This is a genomic window from Bacillus sp. FJAT-50079, assembly GCF_018343515.1.
In the GTDB taxonomy this organism is placed as follows: domain Bacteria; phylum Bacillota; class Bacilli; order Bacillales; family Bacillaceae_C; genus Lederbergia.
This window is the reverse complement of the sequence record NZ_JAGYPD010000001.1, coordinates 496643-512908: the sequence shown is the minus strand read 5'-3', so window position 1 is coordinate 512908 and position 16266 is coordinate 496643. Positions and strand designations below refer to the sequence as shown.

The following is a 16266-nucleotide window of genomic DNA, read 5'->3' as shown; positions in this document are numbered from 1 at the left end:
TTGTACAAAAAAGGATCGTTTCATTAGGTTTTTCTGATTCTTAAATAAGAAAATTGCAAGTGAAGAATTATTTCACTTGCAACACAATTTTTCCTGCATTTTTATTTTGTTCCATATGCTCATGTGCCTCATTTGCTTGATCCCAATTCCAAATTGAATCGATGATGGGTTTGATCGCTCCTAATGTCAGTTTGGTTAGAGCAAATTCGGTGAATTCCTTCGTTAAAGCGACTTTCTTATCCACGGGCTGAGAACGCAACGTCGTGCCGATGACTTGAATTCTTTTCATTAGCAGGGGGCTTAAATTCACCTGATCAATTTTTGAACCGCCCATCATCCCAATGAGGATGAGCCTGCCATCAACCGCTAGCGAGTCGATGTTTTGTTGCCAATAGGGGGCGCCGATAAAATCAAGAATTAGATCGACTCCTTTGCCTGCAGTTATTTCTTTCACAGCATTTGCAAATGGACCAGCTTTATAATCGATCGCATGATGTGCCCCTAAAGAAAGACATAGTTTTCTTTTTTCATGTGAGCCAGCTGTTACAATGATTTTTGCCCCAGCCTCTCTTGCTAGCTGGATCGCGGCAGTACCAACACCACTTGCCCCCGCATGGATGAGTACGGTTTGCCCTTTTTGCAAACGGCCAAACCAAAATAAATTCATATAAGCAGTTAGGAAAACTTCAGGAATTGCGGCAGCTTCGACAAAAGAAAAGTGATTTGGAATAGGGATTGCCATGGCAGCCGGGATGGCAACATATTCTGCATATCCGCCCCCTGGCAGCAATGCGCAAACACGATCTCCTATTTTCACACCTTGTACATGTTCACCTATTTCCTCGATTACTCCGCTCATTTCCAAGCCTAAAATCGGAGATGCTCCTTCAGGTGGGGGATATAATCCACGTTTTTGCATAAGATCTGCGCGATTTAATGCAGTTGCCTTTACTTTAACAAGTATTTCTTCCTCACTAATGCTCGGCTTGAGCGCTTCACCTATATATAATTGCCGGGAATCATTATTGACTAAAACAGCCTTCAAATCAATCACTCCTTTTTTTCACCATTTTCTGTTATCTTATAAGAGGAAAGAGTTTTATACAATGATGAACATTAAAATGAGGGCTATGAATGAATGAAAATATGAATGTACAGACAAAAGAATTAGCCACAAAACAAGTCGGATTAATCATTGGGATTATGTTTGTCGCCTTTAATTTACGGCCAGCAATTACCGCTGTCGGCCCGTTAGTTGGCTTCATTCGTACAGATTTGCATCTTTCAAATGGAGTGGCGGGGCTTTTTACAACACTTCCATTGCTCGCTTTTGCGGCAATGTCTTTTTTGGCACCGAAAATTGGACGAAAGTTCGGAAATGAACAGGCGATCTTTCTCGGTCTTATTTTATTAACAATTGGGATTTTTCTACGCTCAGCTACTTATGTATCCTTGCTCCTGTTTGTCGGTACAGCGATTGCTGGCATCGGTATTGCGATATGCAATGTTCTTCTCCCGGCGATTGTAAAACAGCGCTTCCCGAATCAAGTCGGTTTAATGACAGGAGTTTATACTGCTTCATTAGGTGCCTTCGCTGCCATTGCATCTGGAATTAGTATACCGATTGCAGTCGGCTTCGACTTTGGTTGGAAAAATACGCTGCTTACATGGGCCGTTTTGGCGATTGTTGCTTTATTCGTTTGGCTGCCTCAACTTCGGACGGGGAAACAAGTTGTGAATGAAACGGGAGCGCACTCAGAAACATCCTTACTAACCTCAAAGCTTGCTTGGTTTGTAACATTTTTCCTTGGATTTCAGTCTTTTCTATTTTATTGTGTGATTACATGGCTTCCGCAAATTTTATCGGAACATGGAATGAATAATGCAACAAGTGGATGGATGCTCTTCTTACTTCAACTGGTCGGTCTGCCTGTTTCGTTTTTAACACCAGTCATAGCTGCCAAAATAAAAACACAAAGAAGTCTTGTCATTATAATTGGAATCTTGTATCTCATTGCTTTTGTTGGGCTTCTCAGCACGAAAATGTTTAGCTTAGCGATTCTTTGGGTTATTTTCATAGGGTTAGCCCAAGGGGCGGGCTTCAGTCTTGCCTTAACGTTTTTTGTCCTGCGAACAAGTAACAGCAATCAAGCATCTGGACTCTCAGGAATGGCGCAATCATTAGGCTATTTTCTAGCAGCACTTGGACCGATCTTACTAGGAATTTTATTTGATCAAACAGGTTCGGCAACTGCCCCAGTAATCACATTTGTAATCATTGCGATTTGTATGTTACTTGTTGGACTCCGTGCAAGTTCTGGTATGATTAAAGATAATCATTCATAAGAGGTGAGTTTATTGAATAAAAAAGACATTGAATATAAAATTCTTGATTTAAAAACAGATTATGTTCGCTTGCAACATGATTTAGAAAAGCTTGAATACGTGAAAGGCAATCTACATCCATTGGAAAAGCAATTGGCGGAAATGGAAAAGGAACTGCAAAAGTTAAATAAAATGCTAGATGAAATCGAAGAATAAGTATAAACTTCAATGATATTGTTTATTTTTAAAATATTGGCGGTGTTCGAGCTTATTTGACTGGTCAGGTTGTTAATAATTCCCTCTTTAACTCGAATCAACAGAAATCCCTTACATCTATAAGTGAATCAGAGGGAGCCAAACACCTGTTGATCTGAGTTAGCCTTCGGTGATGGCACAGATTTTTTCGAGCACGCTCGAAAAAATCTGGACGCTATTACGCAGAGGTGCAATTGATTTATCATTTTACCAAAAGGACTGTACTAAAAAAACTGGAACGAATAAGTAATGATATTCCGCTTCTCCTATTAAAGAGAACTCCTCCAAATCCTATATTGTGAAACATTTAACAATATGGTGGTGAACGTAGCAGACTCTTCCCTCACAAAGATCTTACTGTTTAAGCTAGTCTAGTTGATATTGATGGACTCGTAGCTCCCTTCTGAATCGTTAGTGAATCCTTCCTTTACAACTTCATTTATCCAAAAAATCTTTTTACAAGCTTCTTGATTCGTGAACTAATACCCATTGCAAATGATACAAGAGAAAAGGTCGTTCTTTTTATAGAATTTTTTTGTTGAAATGGAACTTCATGAATATCAATTGAAACATCGACGTATAATTTCATGAGGTGTAATAAAGATAAAAAGGATGAGACGATGCTCGAAAAATTATCTACGGAAACCCGGAATTGTAACACGATGAGTTTAGATGGAATGAAGATTAAGGATATTTTATTAGTAATGAATAAGGAGGATCGTAATGTTCCAACTGCAATTATGAATGAGATTACTCAGATTGAGCATGTTGTTCATGCTGTAATCCGGTCCTTTCGTGCAGGTGGCCGATTGTTTTATATAGGCGCAGGGACGAGTGGGCGACTTGGAATTTTAGATGCAGTTGAATGTGTTCCAACCTTTGGTGTGTCACCTGAAATAGTACAGGGGGTTATTGCAGGTGGAATGGAGGCATTTACAATGGCTGTCGAAGGTGCCGAGGATCGTGCAGACCTTGGGGTTGAAGACTTGAAATCAGTTTCAATAACTGAAAAGGATACAATTATTGGAATTGCTGCTAGTGGAAGAACACCGTATGTGATTGGGGCTTTACAATATGCAAATGAAAGGGGGGCAACGACGGCAGCGATCTCATGCAATAAAAATGCGGACATGAGTAAATATGCAAAATTTGCTATTGAGATTGAAACAGGTCCAGAAGTTTTAACAGGCTCAACTCGATTGAAAGCGGGTACAGCGCAAAAGTTAGTATTGAACATGATTTCAACTGCATCTATGATTGGCATCGGCAAGGTTTATGAAAATTTAATGGTCGATGTTCAGGCAACAAATAAAAAATTAGTTGAGCGTTCCAAAAGAATCATTATGGAGGCTACTCAGGTTGATTATGAAACAGCTCAGAAGTATTACGAAGAATCCCAGCATCATGTGAAAACGGCAATTGTAATGATCTTACTTCAATGTTCAGCGAAAGAGGCTAGAGAAAAATTGCAAACGGTAGGTGGATTTGTCCGAAAAGCGTTATAAATTGATTGCAAATGGGGGATCAAAATGAAAAAAGAGCAAAGGATGGCTGCTGACATTCTGAGCTATGTAGGTGGGAAAGAAAATATCCAACGCCTTGCCCACTGTATGACGCGATTACGATTAACATTAAAGGATGAAAGTAAAACAAATACCGATGCTTTAAGAAAAATAGATGGAGTTATGGGCATCATTAATGATGATACGCTGCAAATTGTTGTTGGTCCTGGAATTGTAAATAAAATTGCAGCTGAAATGAGCAAAGAAACAGGGTTAGCGATAGGTGAAGAAGCACAACCAAGCGACGATGATTTAACTTTTAGCGAAAGGGCAGCTTTAAACCGAGAAAATATGAAACAGAAAAATAAAACACCTTTTAAACTTTTGCTCCGGAGAATTGGAAATATCTTTATACCGCTTATCCCAGGGCTTGTCGCATCAGGGATCATTAACGGAGCAGCAAACTTTGCTAAAAACGCCGGTGTGGATGCGTCGGTCACTTGGATGCAGATCCTCCTTTTACTTGGAAGTGGAGTATTTACGTATCTTGCTATTTTAGTAGGGTGGAATACTGCTAGGGAATTTGGAGGTACGCCTGTACTTGGTGCTATTGCAGGAGCAATTTTATTTAATCCTTTACTTGCAGATATTACAATTTACGGCGAGCCACTTGTCGTTGGACGTGGCGGTCTTTTTGGGGTTATGTTCGCGGGGTGGCTCATGACATTCGTTGAAAAAAGAGTTCGTTCCGTAATGCCTAGCTCGATTGATATTATTTTTACTCCTCTTATTACATTATTAGTTGTCGGGTTTTTCTCGCTTTATGCAGTCGTTCCAGTGGCTGGAGTGTTATCGGACGGGATCACTTCAGGGATTAATTGGGTGCTTGATATTGGTGGGGTCATTGCTGGCGCCCTTCTCGCTGGATTCTTCCTCCCGCTCGTCATGGTCGGTCTCCATCACGGCTTAACACCGATTCATTTGGAACTGATTGATAAATTCAGCATGACGGCTTTATTGCCAATCCTTGCGATGGCTGGAGCTGGTCAAGTCGGTGCGGCGATTGCAATTTTTGTAAAAACGAAAAATCAACGCTTGCGCAACATTATTAAAGGGGGACTTCCCGTTGGCTTCCTCGGAATTGGCGAACCACTCCTTTACGGGGTCACGCTTCCGCTCGGCCGTCCATTCATTACCGCTTGTCTTGGAGCCGCCTTCGGTGGGGCATTCCAGGCAGTAATGAAAACCGCTGCATTAGGAATTGGTGTATCAGGAATATCATTGACACCACTTATTGCAGATAATAAGTATTTAATCTATATTCTAGGTCTAATTATTTCGTATTCATTTGGTTTCTTGTTCACTTACTTGTTTGGCTTTAAAGAAGAGATGGCAGATAATATTTAAAATGAAGAAAGGGGGGCTTCCTCCTTTCTTCATTTTTGGGGAGGCGATGATCCATGCTTGGCATTTCAGTTTATTTAGGGAATGATACAATTAGGGAGATAGATCGATACATTCAAAAAGTGAGTGAAATGGGGTTTACATCGATTTTTACCTCCCTTCATATTCCAGAGGATGACCCGGCCCTATACAAAGAGAGACTTCAACAATTAGGTGCATTAGCGAAAAAAAGTCAGATGGAGCTTATGGCTGATATATCCCCTAAATCATTGGCGCATCTCGGGTTTAATTGGGATAACGCGGAGGGACTGCTCAAGTGGGGAGTAACTGGACTTAGAGTCGATTATGGGGTCGACGAAAAAACAATCATTAAGTTGTCCAAGAAAATGAAGATTGCATTGAATGCAAGCACATTGACAAAGGGTGGCTTTGAAAAATTAAAACAAGCAGGGCTATCCGCACAATCAGTTGAGGCATGGCATAATTTTTATCCGCGCCCAGAAACAGGCTTGGGTGCGCTTGAATTTAATCATATGAATCAATGGCTGAGAAGTGAAGGGTTAACCGTGATGGCATTTATTCCAGGTGATAAAAAGCGCCGAGGTCCTTTATTTCAAGGATTACCAACATTAGAGGATCATAGAAACATGGCGCCGTTTGCCAGTTATATCGAATTATTAGAAATGGTCGATAAAATTTTAATTGGCGATGTTGAGCTTAGTGACGAGACATTGGAGCAATTTTCATCATTTCAGGAAGATGTTTTTCTTTTAAGGGCGGAAGCCGCAATAGACGATGAAGCTTTGCTAAAGGATGTGGGCGTTCTACAAACGAACCGCCCCGATTCTGCCAGAGATTGCGTACGATCAATGGAATCAAGGCAATATGCATTAATTGGAACAAGACCGGTACAGCCATTGAATACGAGTGAGAGATTGAAAGGAAGTATTACGATTGATAACGAAAGATATGGACGTTACCAAGGGGAAGTTCAAATCGCGAAACGAGACTTGCCAGCCGATGAAAAAGTAAATGTCATTGGAAGAGTCATTGAACAAGATCGGCCATTGCTGAAATATATCGATGGGGGAAGGAAGTTTAAAATCACTTGGATTTCTTCAATCGAGCGTTAAAGTTTAAATTGTAATATTTAGGTGTTTCAATCTATTAATCAAACGTTTGATTAAGAAAAAGGGAGCGATTTGGCTCCCTTTTTCTTATGCGAATATTTTATTAAGTTTCCCGCATTTCTATCCTACTTTCAAACATATTCAAAAAAAATATTGAATATGTAGAAAGTAATTTATATCATTCAGTTAAAACAATCATGCTATAATAAAAAAGAATTCGAGAAAGTTAGAAGGTGTTCATCGTAACTATTATTTATTTTCTCATCGGTTTATTAGCTTCTACGATTGGTGCTATTGCAGGACTTGGCGGAGGAATCATTATTAAGCCTGTCTTGGATGGCATAGGAACGTACGATGTTGCTACGATTGGTATATTATCAGCAGCAACGGTATTTTCCATGGCAAGTGTGTCTTTATTAAAGGCAGCGCGTTCAGGAATGAAAATACAAGGGAAAAGTAGCTTTTTACTCGCTATCGGCTCCATATCTGGCGGAATCATTGGGAAATACTTATTCGCTTTTCTCATTAGTTCAATGGATAATCAAAAAATGATTACTGTTATTCAAGCAAGTATTCTAGCAATATTAATGTTTATCATTTTTCTATTTGTTAGACATAGAGAACGAATACGCACTTATGAACTAAAAAATGAGTTGGTCATTTTTCTCGTTGGATTTATTTTGGGAACGGTTGCATCCTTTCTAGGAATTGGTGGGGGGCCTTTAAATATGGCGATCCTCGCATTTGCCTTTTCGATGAATGTTAGAGAATCGGCAATCAATTCGATTTTTATTATTTTTTTCTCACAGCTTTCCTCGTTGGCGATGACCGCCTTTACAACTGGGTTTGCAATCTATGATTTGTCGATGTTAGGGTATATGGTTGCTGGTGGAGTCATCGGTGGTTTTATCGGTTCATCCTTCATCTCTAAAATTAGCAATCGTCAAATTGACAGAATTTTTATTTTCTCGTTAATGGGAATCATTTTATTAAACGTATATAATATTATTCGCAATCTTATGTAGTTGAGAGGTGATTAAGGTGAATTTAAAACATAAACAATCATGCTGCTCGGTTAATCGTTCTCTCGTTGATCATCAACTAGTGACAGAAACAGAAGCTGAACAAATAAAGGCAGGCACAGTATCGATCGAGGACATGGTAATGATCGAAGGCGGAGAATTTTTAATGGGGACAAATGATGCGGACCGTAATCCAGCAGATGGTGAGGGACCGATTAGAAAAGTTAAAGTACGTCCGTTTTTGATGGATCGCTATACTGTAACGAATGAAAAATTTTCACGTTTCGTTGATGAGACTGGATATAAAACGGACGCGGAAAAATATGGTTGGTCATTTGTATTTTACAAGTTGCTCTCTGAGAAAATGGCCAATTCGGTTAGTCAGGTTGTGCAGGGCACACCATGGTGGAGTGTTGTTGAAGGGGCGTACTGGTTCCAGCCTGAAGGGCCAGACTCAACGATTCAATCACGAATGGATCATCCAGTTGTACATATTTCATGGAATGATGCAAAAGCTTATTGTGGTTGGGCAGGAAAAAGACTGCCGACTGAAGCTGAGTGGGAGTTCGCAGCCCGGGGAGGGTTAATACAAAAACGTTATCCATGGGGAGACGAGTTAACTCCTAATGAAGAACATCTCTGTAATATTTGGCAAGGGAAATTTCCTGTACATAATACGTTAGAGGACGGTTATTTAGGAACTGCGCCTGTTCACTCATTCCAACCCAATGGGTACGGCCTTTATCAAATGTCTGGAAACGTATGGGAATGGTGTGAAGATTGGTTTAGCCCAACCTTTCATCAAAAAGAGGGTAGCGATAATCCGAAAGGTCCCGCGGTAGGTGAGACTAAATCAATGCGGGGGGGCTCCTATTTATGCCACGATTCCTATTGTAATCGCTATCGTGTCGCCGCTAGAACATCAAACACGCCAGACAGCTCCACAGGCAATTTAGGCTTTAGATGTGTGAAGGATGTGGAGAGCGGTGAATAAATAAACCGCATTCTCCTTTCTCTTTGCAATTTGTAAGAGGGATGTTATAATAAAATCAACTGGTAATGACAACACTACAAAAAGGGCGTGGTCAACCGTTCTTAATAAGGAGTAGATTGATGGATGTTTCAGAAAGATAACCGGCTCCCCCTTTATTATCAACTAATGGATATAATTGTTAGTAAAATTGAAGCGGGGGATTTAAAGGAACATGATAAGCTGCCATCTGAGCGGGAATTATGTGAGACGTATAACGTGAGCCGTACGACGGTTCGACAGACGATGCAAGAGCTTGAGAAAGAAAAGCTTATTTATAAAGAGCATGGAAAAGGTACGTTTGTTTCACCAAAAGTGATCGATCAAAGCCTTGTTAAATTTTATAGCTTTACGGATGAAATGAAAAAAATAAATAAAATACCATCATCAAATGTTCTTGCTTTCGAAACGATGAGCGCTGATAGTCATTTAGCGAAGAAAATGAGCATTATAGAGAATGATCCCATCTATAAAATCACTAGGCTGCGCTATGCGGACGAAGAACCGATGATGTATGAGATATCATATCTTCCAATTCGTAGATTTCCACATTTGCAAGTGGAGGATTTAGAAAAAGTGCCAATGTATGATTTATTTCGTGAACGATACAATGTGATGATCACAAAGGCAAACGAGCGCTTTAAAGCAGTTTCTACGGATAAAATCGCAGCCGAGATGTTAAACATCGGTGAGGGAGAACCAAGTCTTTTTATCGAAAGAATGACGTATGAAAATGAAGAGATCATTGAGTATACAGCAACGTTTGCAAGGGGCGATAAATTCACCTATTCCGTAGAATTAAATAGCACGAAAGAATGAATCGTTCGTGCTTGTTAAACTGGTAATGACAACATAACATGAAAAGGATGATAAAAAATGGCAAACAGTCAAGCGGAAAAATCACATACGATTCGAGAGATTGAACAACAGCCGGCCTTGTGGGTAAAGGCGGTAAAACAGTTTGCAACGGAAAAGGCAAAAATGGAAGCGTTTTTGGGCAATCTGGAAAAAAAGCATGAAAACATTCGGGTCATTTTTACCGGGGCTGGGACGAGTGCTTTTATCGGTGAAACAATCTACCCTTCGGTTCGTCAATCTATTAGAAATAGAGGTTGGGAAGCAGAGTGTATTTCAACAACAAACCTAACGGCGGCCCCATATCTTTATTTAGATGCTCAAATTCCTACAATCATGGTTTCGTTTGCCCGCTCAGGCAATAGTCCAGAAAGTGTAGCAGCAGTTGAACTAGCTGAGCAGATCGTGAAAGATTTCTATGAGATTACGATTACATGTAACCATGACGGAGCTTTAGCAAAAAGGGAAAGAACAGAAGAAGAACAGCTTGTCTTATTGCTCCCAGATGAGGCAAACGATAAAGGCTTGGCGATGACGAGCAGTTATTCAACGATGATGCTTACTGCCCTTTATTTGTTCAGTGAGAAGAAAGAGCAATTTGAGCAATTAGTAGAGCGTATTGCTGATGCTGGTGAGAAGATGTTAAAGGCTAGCAAGGAGATCATCCCGAGCCTTGTAAAGGAATCCATTTCCCGATTAGTCTATCTAGGGTCAGGTGTTTTCGAAGGGTTATCACGTGAATCATCCTTAAAATGTTTAGAGCTGACAGGTGGATCGATTTCGACGATGTACGACACCCCACTAGGGTTCCGCCACGGGCCAAAGTCTATTTTAAACAAAGAAGCAATGGTCGTCGTATTTCTATCAAATGACTCGTACACGAGAAAATACGATCTTGATATATTGAAAGAATTATATGAAGAAAAAAATCGCGGCCCTTTAGTCGCTATTTCTGAATACGTTGATTCGGATGTTTCCGAATATTGCGATACGACTTTGACAATCTCCGCAAATCAAAGCTTAGATGATATGTCACTCGCATTTTCATATGTCATCTTTGCTCAATTATTTGCGTATGAAAAATCATTGCATGGCGGTATTTCACCGGATAATCCATCTCCAGACGGAGTGATTAATCGCGTTGTTCAAGGTGTACAAATCTACCCATATCATGAAGAAAAAAAATAGATGGTGATTGGAATGACGTATAGCGCTTGTTTCGATATTGGGGGTACATTTATTAAATATGGGGTTGTATCTGAGCTGGGAGATATTTATCTTCAAGGGAAAACAAAAACCCCACAAAAAAAGGCTCAAGAGGAGATTCCAGAAATTATCATAGAAAAGCTGCAAATGTTCAAAGAGAAATACCCGATTGAAAACATCGGGATTTCCTCTTGCGGGTTAATTGATCATAACGAAGGAAGGGTTATTTTCTCATCGAATATTAACGGTTATTCAGGACTTGAATTAGCTAATGTGATTATGCAAAAGACAGGGCTTGCTGTTTCGGTAGAAAATGACGTCAGAAGTGCGTGCCTTGGGGAGATGTGGCGTGGTGCAGCGCAAGGGAAAAAAGAAGTCGTTCTTCTTACATTAGGTACTGGAATTGGCGGAGCCGTAGTCATCGACGGAAGGCTAATGAGAGGAAAAGGTAATTTAGCTGGCGAACTTGGGCATATGTCGATCGTTCATAATGGTGAAAACTGTCCATGTGGCAATGTAGGCTGTCTAGAAAGATACGCATCAACTTCCGCTCTTGTCCGCTTTTATAAAAATCGATCGAATCGCGATGCAGAGGGAATTGAAATTATGAATCTTGTCCATCGCAATGATTCTCAGGCTTTGGAAGCGTATCATCTTTTCCTTGATTATTTAGCTGCGGGGCTCGTGAATATTGCCCATCTATATAATCCCGAAATCATTATTATCGGTGGAGGGATTGCCGCTCAAGGTGAGAAGTTTTTACATGCTATTGAAGAAAAATTCAATGAAAAAGTGATGGATGTGTATAAGGATTCAACAAAGCTTGTATTGGCACAATTGCATAATGATGCTGCTCTATGTGGGGCTTATGCCGCTGTCAATCAGTTGATAAAATAAGTTGTTCACATCGAATATAGAGGTGTACGTAAAATGATTTTAACCGTTACATTAAATCCTTCGGTGGATATGAGTTATAAGCTAGATCAATTTTCACTCGATGCAGTAAATCGAGCAAGTGATGTTTCAAAAACAGCAGGCGGTAAAGGATTAAATGTTTCTAGAGTGTTAAGGCAGTTGAATGAGGATGTTGCAGCCACAGGGTTTTTAGGCGGAAACTTAGGTGACTTTATTCGCAAGGAAATTACTAAACTTGGAATCAATGATTTGTTTGAAGAAATTTCTGGCGCTACCCGAAACTGCATTGCTGTCATTCATGAGGGAAAGCAGACGGAAATTTTAGAAGGCGGCCCCGAAATTAGCAATGAAGAAGCCACTGCCTTTTTGGGGAAATTTAAGGTTCATGCCCATCAGGCTGAATTAATTACAATTTCCGGAAGTTTACCAAAAGGGTTACCAGCTGCTTTTTATGAAAAAATTCTCGACATAGCCGCCCAAAAGGGCACACCAGCATTGCTAGACACAAGTGGCAAATCTCTTGAATGTGCATTAAAAGGAAAAAACAAACCGTTTTTAATTAAGCCAAATAAAGAAGAATTAGTTGATTTAGTTGGGGGAGGTCATGAATTACTTGATGCGATCAATGCCCCGATCTTTCATGGAATCCCATGGGTAGTTGTGACGCTAGGAGCAGAAGGAGCAATCGTGAAGAACGATGACAAAATGTATCGTGTCCGAATCCCTAAAGTGAAAGCGATTAATCCAGTTGGTTCAGGAGATTCCGTCATTGCAGGCTTTGCTGCTGGCTTATCCCGCAAGCTTTCGGGGGAAGAGTTGATAAAGTTTGGGTTATCGATGGGTGTACTTAATGCGCTTGAAGAAAAAACGGGTCATATTAACCCGGAAAAACTGAATTGGTGTATTGAGCAAATGCAGGTAGATGAGATTAATACAATTAAATTAACTTAAATTGGGGGAGCAACAAATGGCACTTATTTCAACCACACCTATGCTTGAAAAGGCAAAACAAGATCAGCACGGTATTGTCGCATTCAACGTTCACTCGTTTGATAGTATTTTTTGGGTCCTGGAAGCGGCGGCAGAATTAAAATCACCAGTGATTTTACAAACAACGGTAGGTACTGTCCAATCACTCGGTGCTAAAAATATTGTTGCAGTCGCGAAAGCCGCGTCAGAGCACTATAATATCCCAACTGGTTTGCATCTTGATCATTGCACAAATTTTGAAGTGATTAAGGAAGCGATTCAAGCTGGCTACACATCTGTCATGATTGATGCATCTATGCATTCGTTCCAAGAGAACGTCGTTAAAACGAATGAAGTGATGAATCTTGCGAGATCGCTTGGAGTGAATGTCGAGGCGGAGCTCGGCAAAGTAGGCGGGGTAGAAGACGATATTGTCGTAGCAGAAGAAGATGCCCAAAAGGCAATCCCTGAAGAATGTCAGCTATTTGTTGAATTAACGGGTGTCCCAACACTTGCTCCAGCGATCGGTACAGCACATGGCATTTACAAAGGGAAGCCAGAAATTGATTTTGGCAGAATCGCCGAAATTGCTAAGCTTATAGACGTTCCACTTGTATTGCATGGGGGCTCGGCCATTCCTGATGAAGATGTACGTCGCTGTGTATCTTTAGGTATGGCAAAAGTTAATGTCTCAACAGAATTGAAGAATGCTTACTCAGAAGCAATCCGAAAACATTTTGAGGACGAACCAGAAAATCTTGATCCGCGCTCTTACTTGCAAAAGGCAAAAGAAGCAGCGAAAGAGATGGCAAAATCAAAAATCAAGATGGTCGGCAGTGAGGGCAAGGTTGTTCCTGCGTTTGTTTAGGCGAGCCATGAATGAAAGGGGTGGGTGAGAATGAAAAAACCAAACGTTTTATTAATCACAAGTGACCAGCAGCATTTCAACACGATTGGCGCTTTTAACCCTGAAATTCAAACGCCAAATTTAGATCGGTTAGTTCGTGAAGGGACAATGTTTGAACGCGCGTATTGCCCGAACCCTACATGCACACCAACGAGAGCTTCAATTATCACCGGCACATATCCAAGTCAGCATGGTGCGTGGACACTTGGAACGAAGCTACTGGAAGACCGTTTAACGGTTGGAGAAGTATTTCAGCAACATAATTATCGGACAGCATTGATCGGGAAAGCACATTTTCAACAGACGAAGGATCATGAAGATTATCCATCGATTGAATCGTATCCATTATTAAGTGATCTGGAATATTGGAAGACGTTTAATAAACCTTTTTACGGGTTTGAAACCGTCGAGCTGGCTAGAAACCATACGAATGAACATCTAGTCGGCCAGCACTATGCATTATGGATGGAGGAAAAAGGTTGCACAAATTGGCGTGATTATTTCCTAGCGCCAACAGGAAATATGGATCCTGAGGAAAAATATACGTGGGCAATTCCAGAGAAATATCATTACAACACTTGGATTGCGGAGCGAACAAATGCCTTACTAGAGCAATACGTAGAAAATGATGAGAATTTCTTTTTATGGTCGAGCTTTTTTGATCCGCATCCCCCATATCTTGTTCCGGAGCCATGGGATAAAATGTATGATCCAGATCAGTTAACGATCCCTAAGGGAAAAGATGGAGAACATAATCAAAATCCTCCTCATTTTCAATTAACACAGGAGGAAAATCCGGATTTTTCATCTTATCAGGAAACAGGCTTCGGCATCCACGGCTATCATACACATAAAGTAAATGAGGAAGATCATAAAAAGTTGACCGCAACCTACTACGGCATGATCAGCATGATGGATAAATACATTGGGGAAATTCTTAATAAGCTCGATGCACTTGGCATTGCCGATAATACAATTATTGTTTTTACAAGCGATCACGGACATTTCTTTGGTCAGCATGGACTTCAGTATAAAGGTGGATTCCACTATGAGGACTTAATTAAAGTTCCATTTATCGTCCGCTATCCGCAGCAAGTTCCAGCAGGAAATGTATCCGAAGCAATGCAAAGTTTAGTCGATCTTGCACCGACATTTTTAAGTATGACAGGAATTTCTATTCCATATCAAATGACGGGAGTGGATCAGACAGACGTATGGAAAGGCGAAGTGCGACAAGTGAGGGACCACATTATTTGTGAATTTAGGCATGAGCCGACAACCATCCACCAAAAAACATACGTAAATGATCGATATAAACTAACCGTTTACTATAATCAAACATATGGAGAATTGTTCGATTTGAAGGCGGATTCAAAAGAGTGCCATAATCTGTGGAATCACCCTGAATATCAATCTATAAAAATGGAACTTTTATTAAAATATGCGTGGGCCGAACTTGGGAAAGAACCAATGCCAATGCCAAGAATTGCCCATGCATAGGAAGAAAAGGACTTGCTCAATGTAGCCTGTCCTTTTTTATCAATGTAGGGAAGCTAGACAATGATGAAGTTAACGAAATCTAATATCTTCATCCAACTGGTGATTAGGAATATTGAGCACTTGGCTGTGCAGGAAATAAATAGAATCCATACCCCTCATTTGGATCAATTGGCAACAGGAAATGCTGTACCTTCCATTCGCCTCAAGGTCTTTTATCACGCTTTACAGGATTTGCGAGCATTGCAATGGCTTTCCAAACTAAAAAGAAAGGAATGCATGTTGAAGATTATAGAAAAGGAAAGGGAAATTAACTTTTCAGAGTATCCGAAAGAAAACAGTTATATATTCCAGTTACGAATAGAGTGAATCAGGCCTTTAAGGAAGCATTAAAAACGGTCAATCAGAATGGGCATTAAGAGTCCATTCTGATTGATCGTTTTATTCATGATATGTCTCTAATCATATCGAATAATTTTAACTCATTCACTACTTCTACAATTTCCTTTGTATTCCGTCGATCAAATTTCTTCAGTAAACTACTAATTTGTTTTTTGACCGTCTCCATTTCGACGCTGCGTTCTTCTGCAATTTCTTTTCGTTTTAACCCTTTGCATAGGAGCTTTAATACTTCAAGTTCAGATGGTGTAAGGGTAGCTATAACTTTAAAAAATCCCGTTAAATGATCTTCCGACTTTTTAATACGAGCAAATTCTTCCCTTATTTTTTCGGCGATGATGGGCCGGATAGGAGATTGATTATTAGCGGCAGAATAAATCGCTTCGAGAATTTCCTCTTTAGGGGCTGATTTAATTAAGTAATCAACAATGCCAGTTTGGAAAGCGGCGAAAACAACATTATTATCTTGATGAATTGTTAGCATGATGATTTTTGTATCAGGCAAAATTTTATGGATTTCTGCTGCTGCTTTAATACCAGCCATTTGGCTTTCCATTTCGATATCTAATAATACGATGTTTGGCTTTTTGACAGCAGCTAGAGCGACTGCTTCATACCCACTTTTGGCTGACGCGGTTAATACTAAATCTTTTTCACTAGCAATAATTCTTTCGAGTCGTCTGCGATGTGCTTCCATATCATCGGCAATTAATATATGAATCGTTTCCAATAGATTCCCTCCAACAAAGCATATGAATTGAATGTATTTACAGGGATACCTAAAAATATAGAATAGACTGAAAGTTCTAGGTCTATTTATAGGTGGTATAATCTTTTCCACTTAAGAGAC

Annotated in this window: 16 protein-coding genes; 14 read left to right on the top strand and 2 right to left on the bottom strand. The window is 40.1% G+C overall.

Features of this window, described 5'->3' with window-relative positions:
* Positions 1–67: 67 nt before the first annotated feature.
* On the bottom strand, positions 68–1054 hold the full coding sequence (locus KHA95_RS02380; protein WP_349305426.1) for an NAD(P)H-quinone oxidoreductase: 987 nt from the start codon (positions 1052–1054) through the stop codon (positions 68–70).
* 80 nt (positions 1055–1134) lie between these two features.
* Between KHA95_RS02380 and KHA95_RS02375 the strand changes: the two genes are divergently transcribed.
* The 14 genes from KHA95_RS02375 (at position 1135) to KHA95_RS02310 (ending at position 15386) form a co-directional block, all read left to right on the top strand.
* On the top strand, positions 1135–2346 hold the full coding sequence (locus KHA95_RS02375) for a CynX/NimT family MFS transporter (protein WP_213135849.1): 1212 nt from the start codon (positions 1135–1137) through the stop codon (positions 2344–2346).
* A gap of 12 nt (positions 2347–2358) precedes the next feature.
* Entirely contained in the window at positions 2359–2541 is a 183-nt protein-coding gene (locus KHA95_RS02370; protein ID WP_213135848.1) for an SE1832 family protein, read from the top strand.
* A 659-nt stretch (positions 2542–3200) separates the two neighbouring features.
* On the top strand, positions 3201–4085 hold the full coding sequence (gene murQ, locus KHA95_RS02365) for an N-acetylmuramic acid 6-phosphate etherase (protein WP_213135847.1): 885 nt from the start codon (positions 3201–3203) through the stop codon (positions 4083–4085).
* Between the two features lie 24 nt (positions 4086–4109).
* Positions 4110–5489: a PTS transporter subunit EIIC gene (locus KHA95_RS02360; RefSeq protein WP_213135846.1), complete on the top strand. Its 1380-nt coding sequence runs from the start codon at positions 4110–4112 to the stop codon at positions 5487–5489.
* A 53-nt stretch (positions 5490–5542) separates the two neighbouring features.
* Positions 5543–6619 carry a DUF871 domain-containing protein gene (locus KHA95_RS02355; RefSeq protein WP_213135845.1) on the top strand — a complete coding sequence of 359 codons (1077 nt, stop codon included), beginning with the start codon at positions 5543–5545 and terminating at the stop codon, positions 6617–6619.
* Between the two features lie 230 nt (positions 6620–6849).
* Positions 6850–7641: a TSUP family transporter gene (locus KHA95_RS02350; protein ID WP_349305425.1), complete on the top strand. Its 792-nt coding sequence runs from the start codon at positions 6850–6852 to the stop codon at positions 7639–7641.
* 16 nt (positions 7642–7657) lie between these two features.
* Positions 7658–8632, top strand: a complete 975-nt coding sequence (locus KHA95_RS02345) for a formylglycine-generating enzyme family protein (protein WP_481748396.1) — start codon at positions 7658–7660, stop codon at positions 8630–8632.
* A 123-nt stretch (positions 8633–8755) separates the two neighbouring features.
* Positions 8756–9487 (top strand): GntR family transcriptional regulator, encoded by a 732-nt coding sequence (locus tag KHA95_RS02340; RefSeq protein ID WP_213135844.1) that lies wholly within the window; start codon positions 8756–8758, stop codon positions 9485–9487.
* 57 nt (positions 9488–9544) lie between these two features.
* The gene (locus KHA95_RS02335) at positions 9545–10711 is read left to right on the top strand and encodes an SIS domain-containing protein (protein WP_213135843.1); all 1167 of its coding nucleotides are present in this window, start codon (positions 9545–9547) and stop codon (positions 10709–10711) included.
* A 12-nt stretch (positions 10712–10723) separates the two neighbouring features.
* A complete protein-coding gene (locus KHA95_RS02330; protein WP_249316455.1) occupies positions 10724–11626 on the top strand; it encodes an ROK family protein in 903 nt (300 codons plus the stop codon).
* A 33-nt stretch (positions 11627–11659) separates the two neighbouring features.
* Complete coding sequence (locus tag KHA95_RS02325) at positions 11660–12595, top strand: hexose kinase (protein WP_213135842.1); 936 nt, start codon at positions 11660–11662, stop codon at positions 12593–12595.
* A 16-nt stretch (positions 12596–12611) separates the two neighbouring features.
* Positions 12612–13481, top strand: coding sequence for a class II fructose-bisphosphate aldolase (locus KHA95_RS02320; protein WP_213135841.1), 870 nt, complete (start codon positions 12612–12614; stop codon positions 13479–13481).
* Between the two features lie 30 nt (positions 13482–13511).
* Positions 13512–15020, top strand: coding sequence for a sulfatase family protein (locus KHA95_RS02315; RefSeq protein WP_213135840.1), 1509 nt, complete (start codon positions 13512–13514; stop codon positions 15018–15020).
* Positions 15021–15080: 60 nt separating this feature from the next.
* On the top strand, positions 15081–15386 hold the full coding sequence (locus KHA95_RS02310) for a hypothetical protein (protein ID WP_213135839.1): 306 nt from the start codon (positions 15081–15083) through the stop codon (positions 15384–15386).
* A 76-nt stretch (positions 15387–15462) separates the two neighbouring features.
* Here KHA95_RS02310 and KHA95_RS02305 read toward each other — a convergent pair whose 3' ends face one another.
* Positions 15463–16146, bottom strand: coding sequence for a response regulator transcription factor (locus tag KHA95_RS02305; protein ID WP_213135838.1), 684 nt, complete (start codon positions 16144–16146; stop codon positions 15463–15465).
* Positions 16147–16266 lie beyond the last annotated feature (120 nt).

Excerpts from the sequence above, each read along its gene's own strand:
- KHA95_RS02355 (WP_213135845.1), top strand. The coding sequence starts at position 5,543 with ATGCTTGGCATTTCAGTTTATTTAGGGAATGATACAATTAGGGAGATA.
- KHA95_RS02330 (WP_249316455.1), top strand. The coding sequence starts at position 10,724 with ATGACGTATAGCGCTTGTTTCGATATTGGGGGTACATTTATTAAATAT.
- KHA95_RS02320 (WP_213135841.1), top strand. The coding sequence starts at position 12,612 with ATGGCACTTATTTCAACCACACCTATGCTTGAAAAGGCAAAACAAGAT.
- KHA95_RS02315 (WP_213135840.1), top strand. The coding sequence starts at position 13,512 with ATGAAAAAACCAAACGTTTTATTAATCACAAGTGACCAGCAGCATTTC.
- KHA95_RS02335 (WP_213135843.1), top strand. The coding sequence starts at position 9,545 with ATGGCAAACAGTCAAGCGGAAAAATCACATACGATTCGAGAGATTGAA.
- KHA95_RS02360 (WP_213135846.1), top strand. The coding sequence starts at position 4,110 with ATGAAAAAAGAGCAAAGGATGGCTGCTGACATTCTGAGCTATGTAGGT.
- KHA95_RS02375 (WP_213135849.1), top strand. The coding sequence starts at position 1,135 with ATGAATGAAAATATGAATGTACAGACAAAAGAATTAGCCACAAAACAA.
- KHA95_RS02340 (WP_213135844.1), top strand. The coding sequence starts at position 8,756 with ATGTTTCAGAAAGATAACCGGCTCCCCCTTTATTATCAACTAATGGAT.
- KHA95_RS02310 (WP_213135839.1), top strand. The coding sequence starts at position 15,081 with ATGATGAAGTTAACGAAATCTAATATCTTCATCCAACTGGTGATTAGG.
- KHA95_RS02325 (WP_213135842.1), top strand. The coding sequence starts at position 11,660 with ATGATTTTAACCGTTACATTAAATCCTTCGGTGGATATGAGTTATAAG.
- murQ (WP_213135847.1), top strand. The coding sequence starts at position 3,201 with ATGCTCGAAAAATTATCTACGGAAACCCGGAATTGTAACACGATGAGT.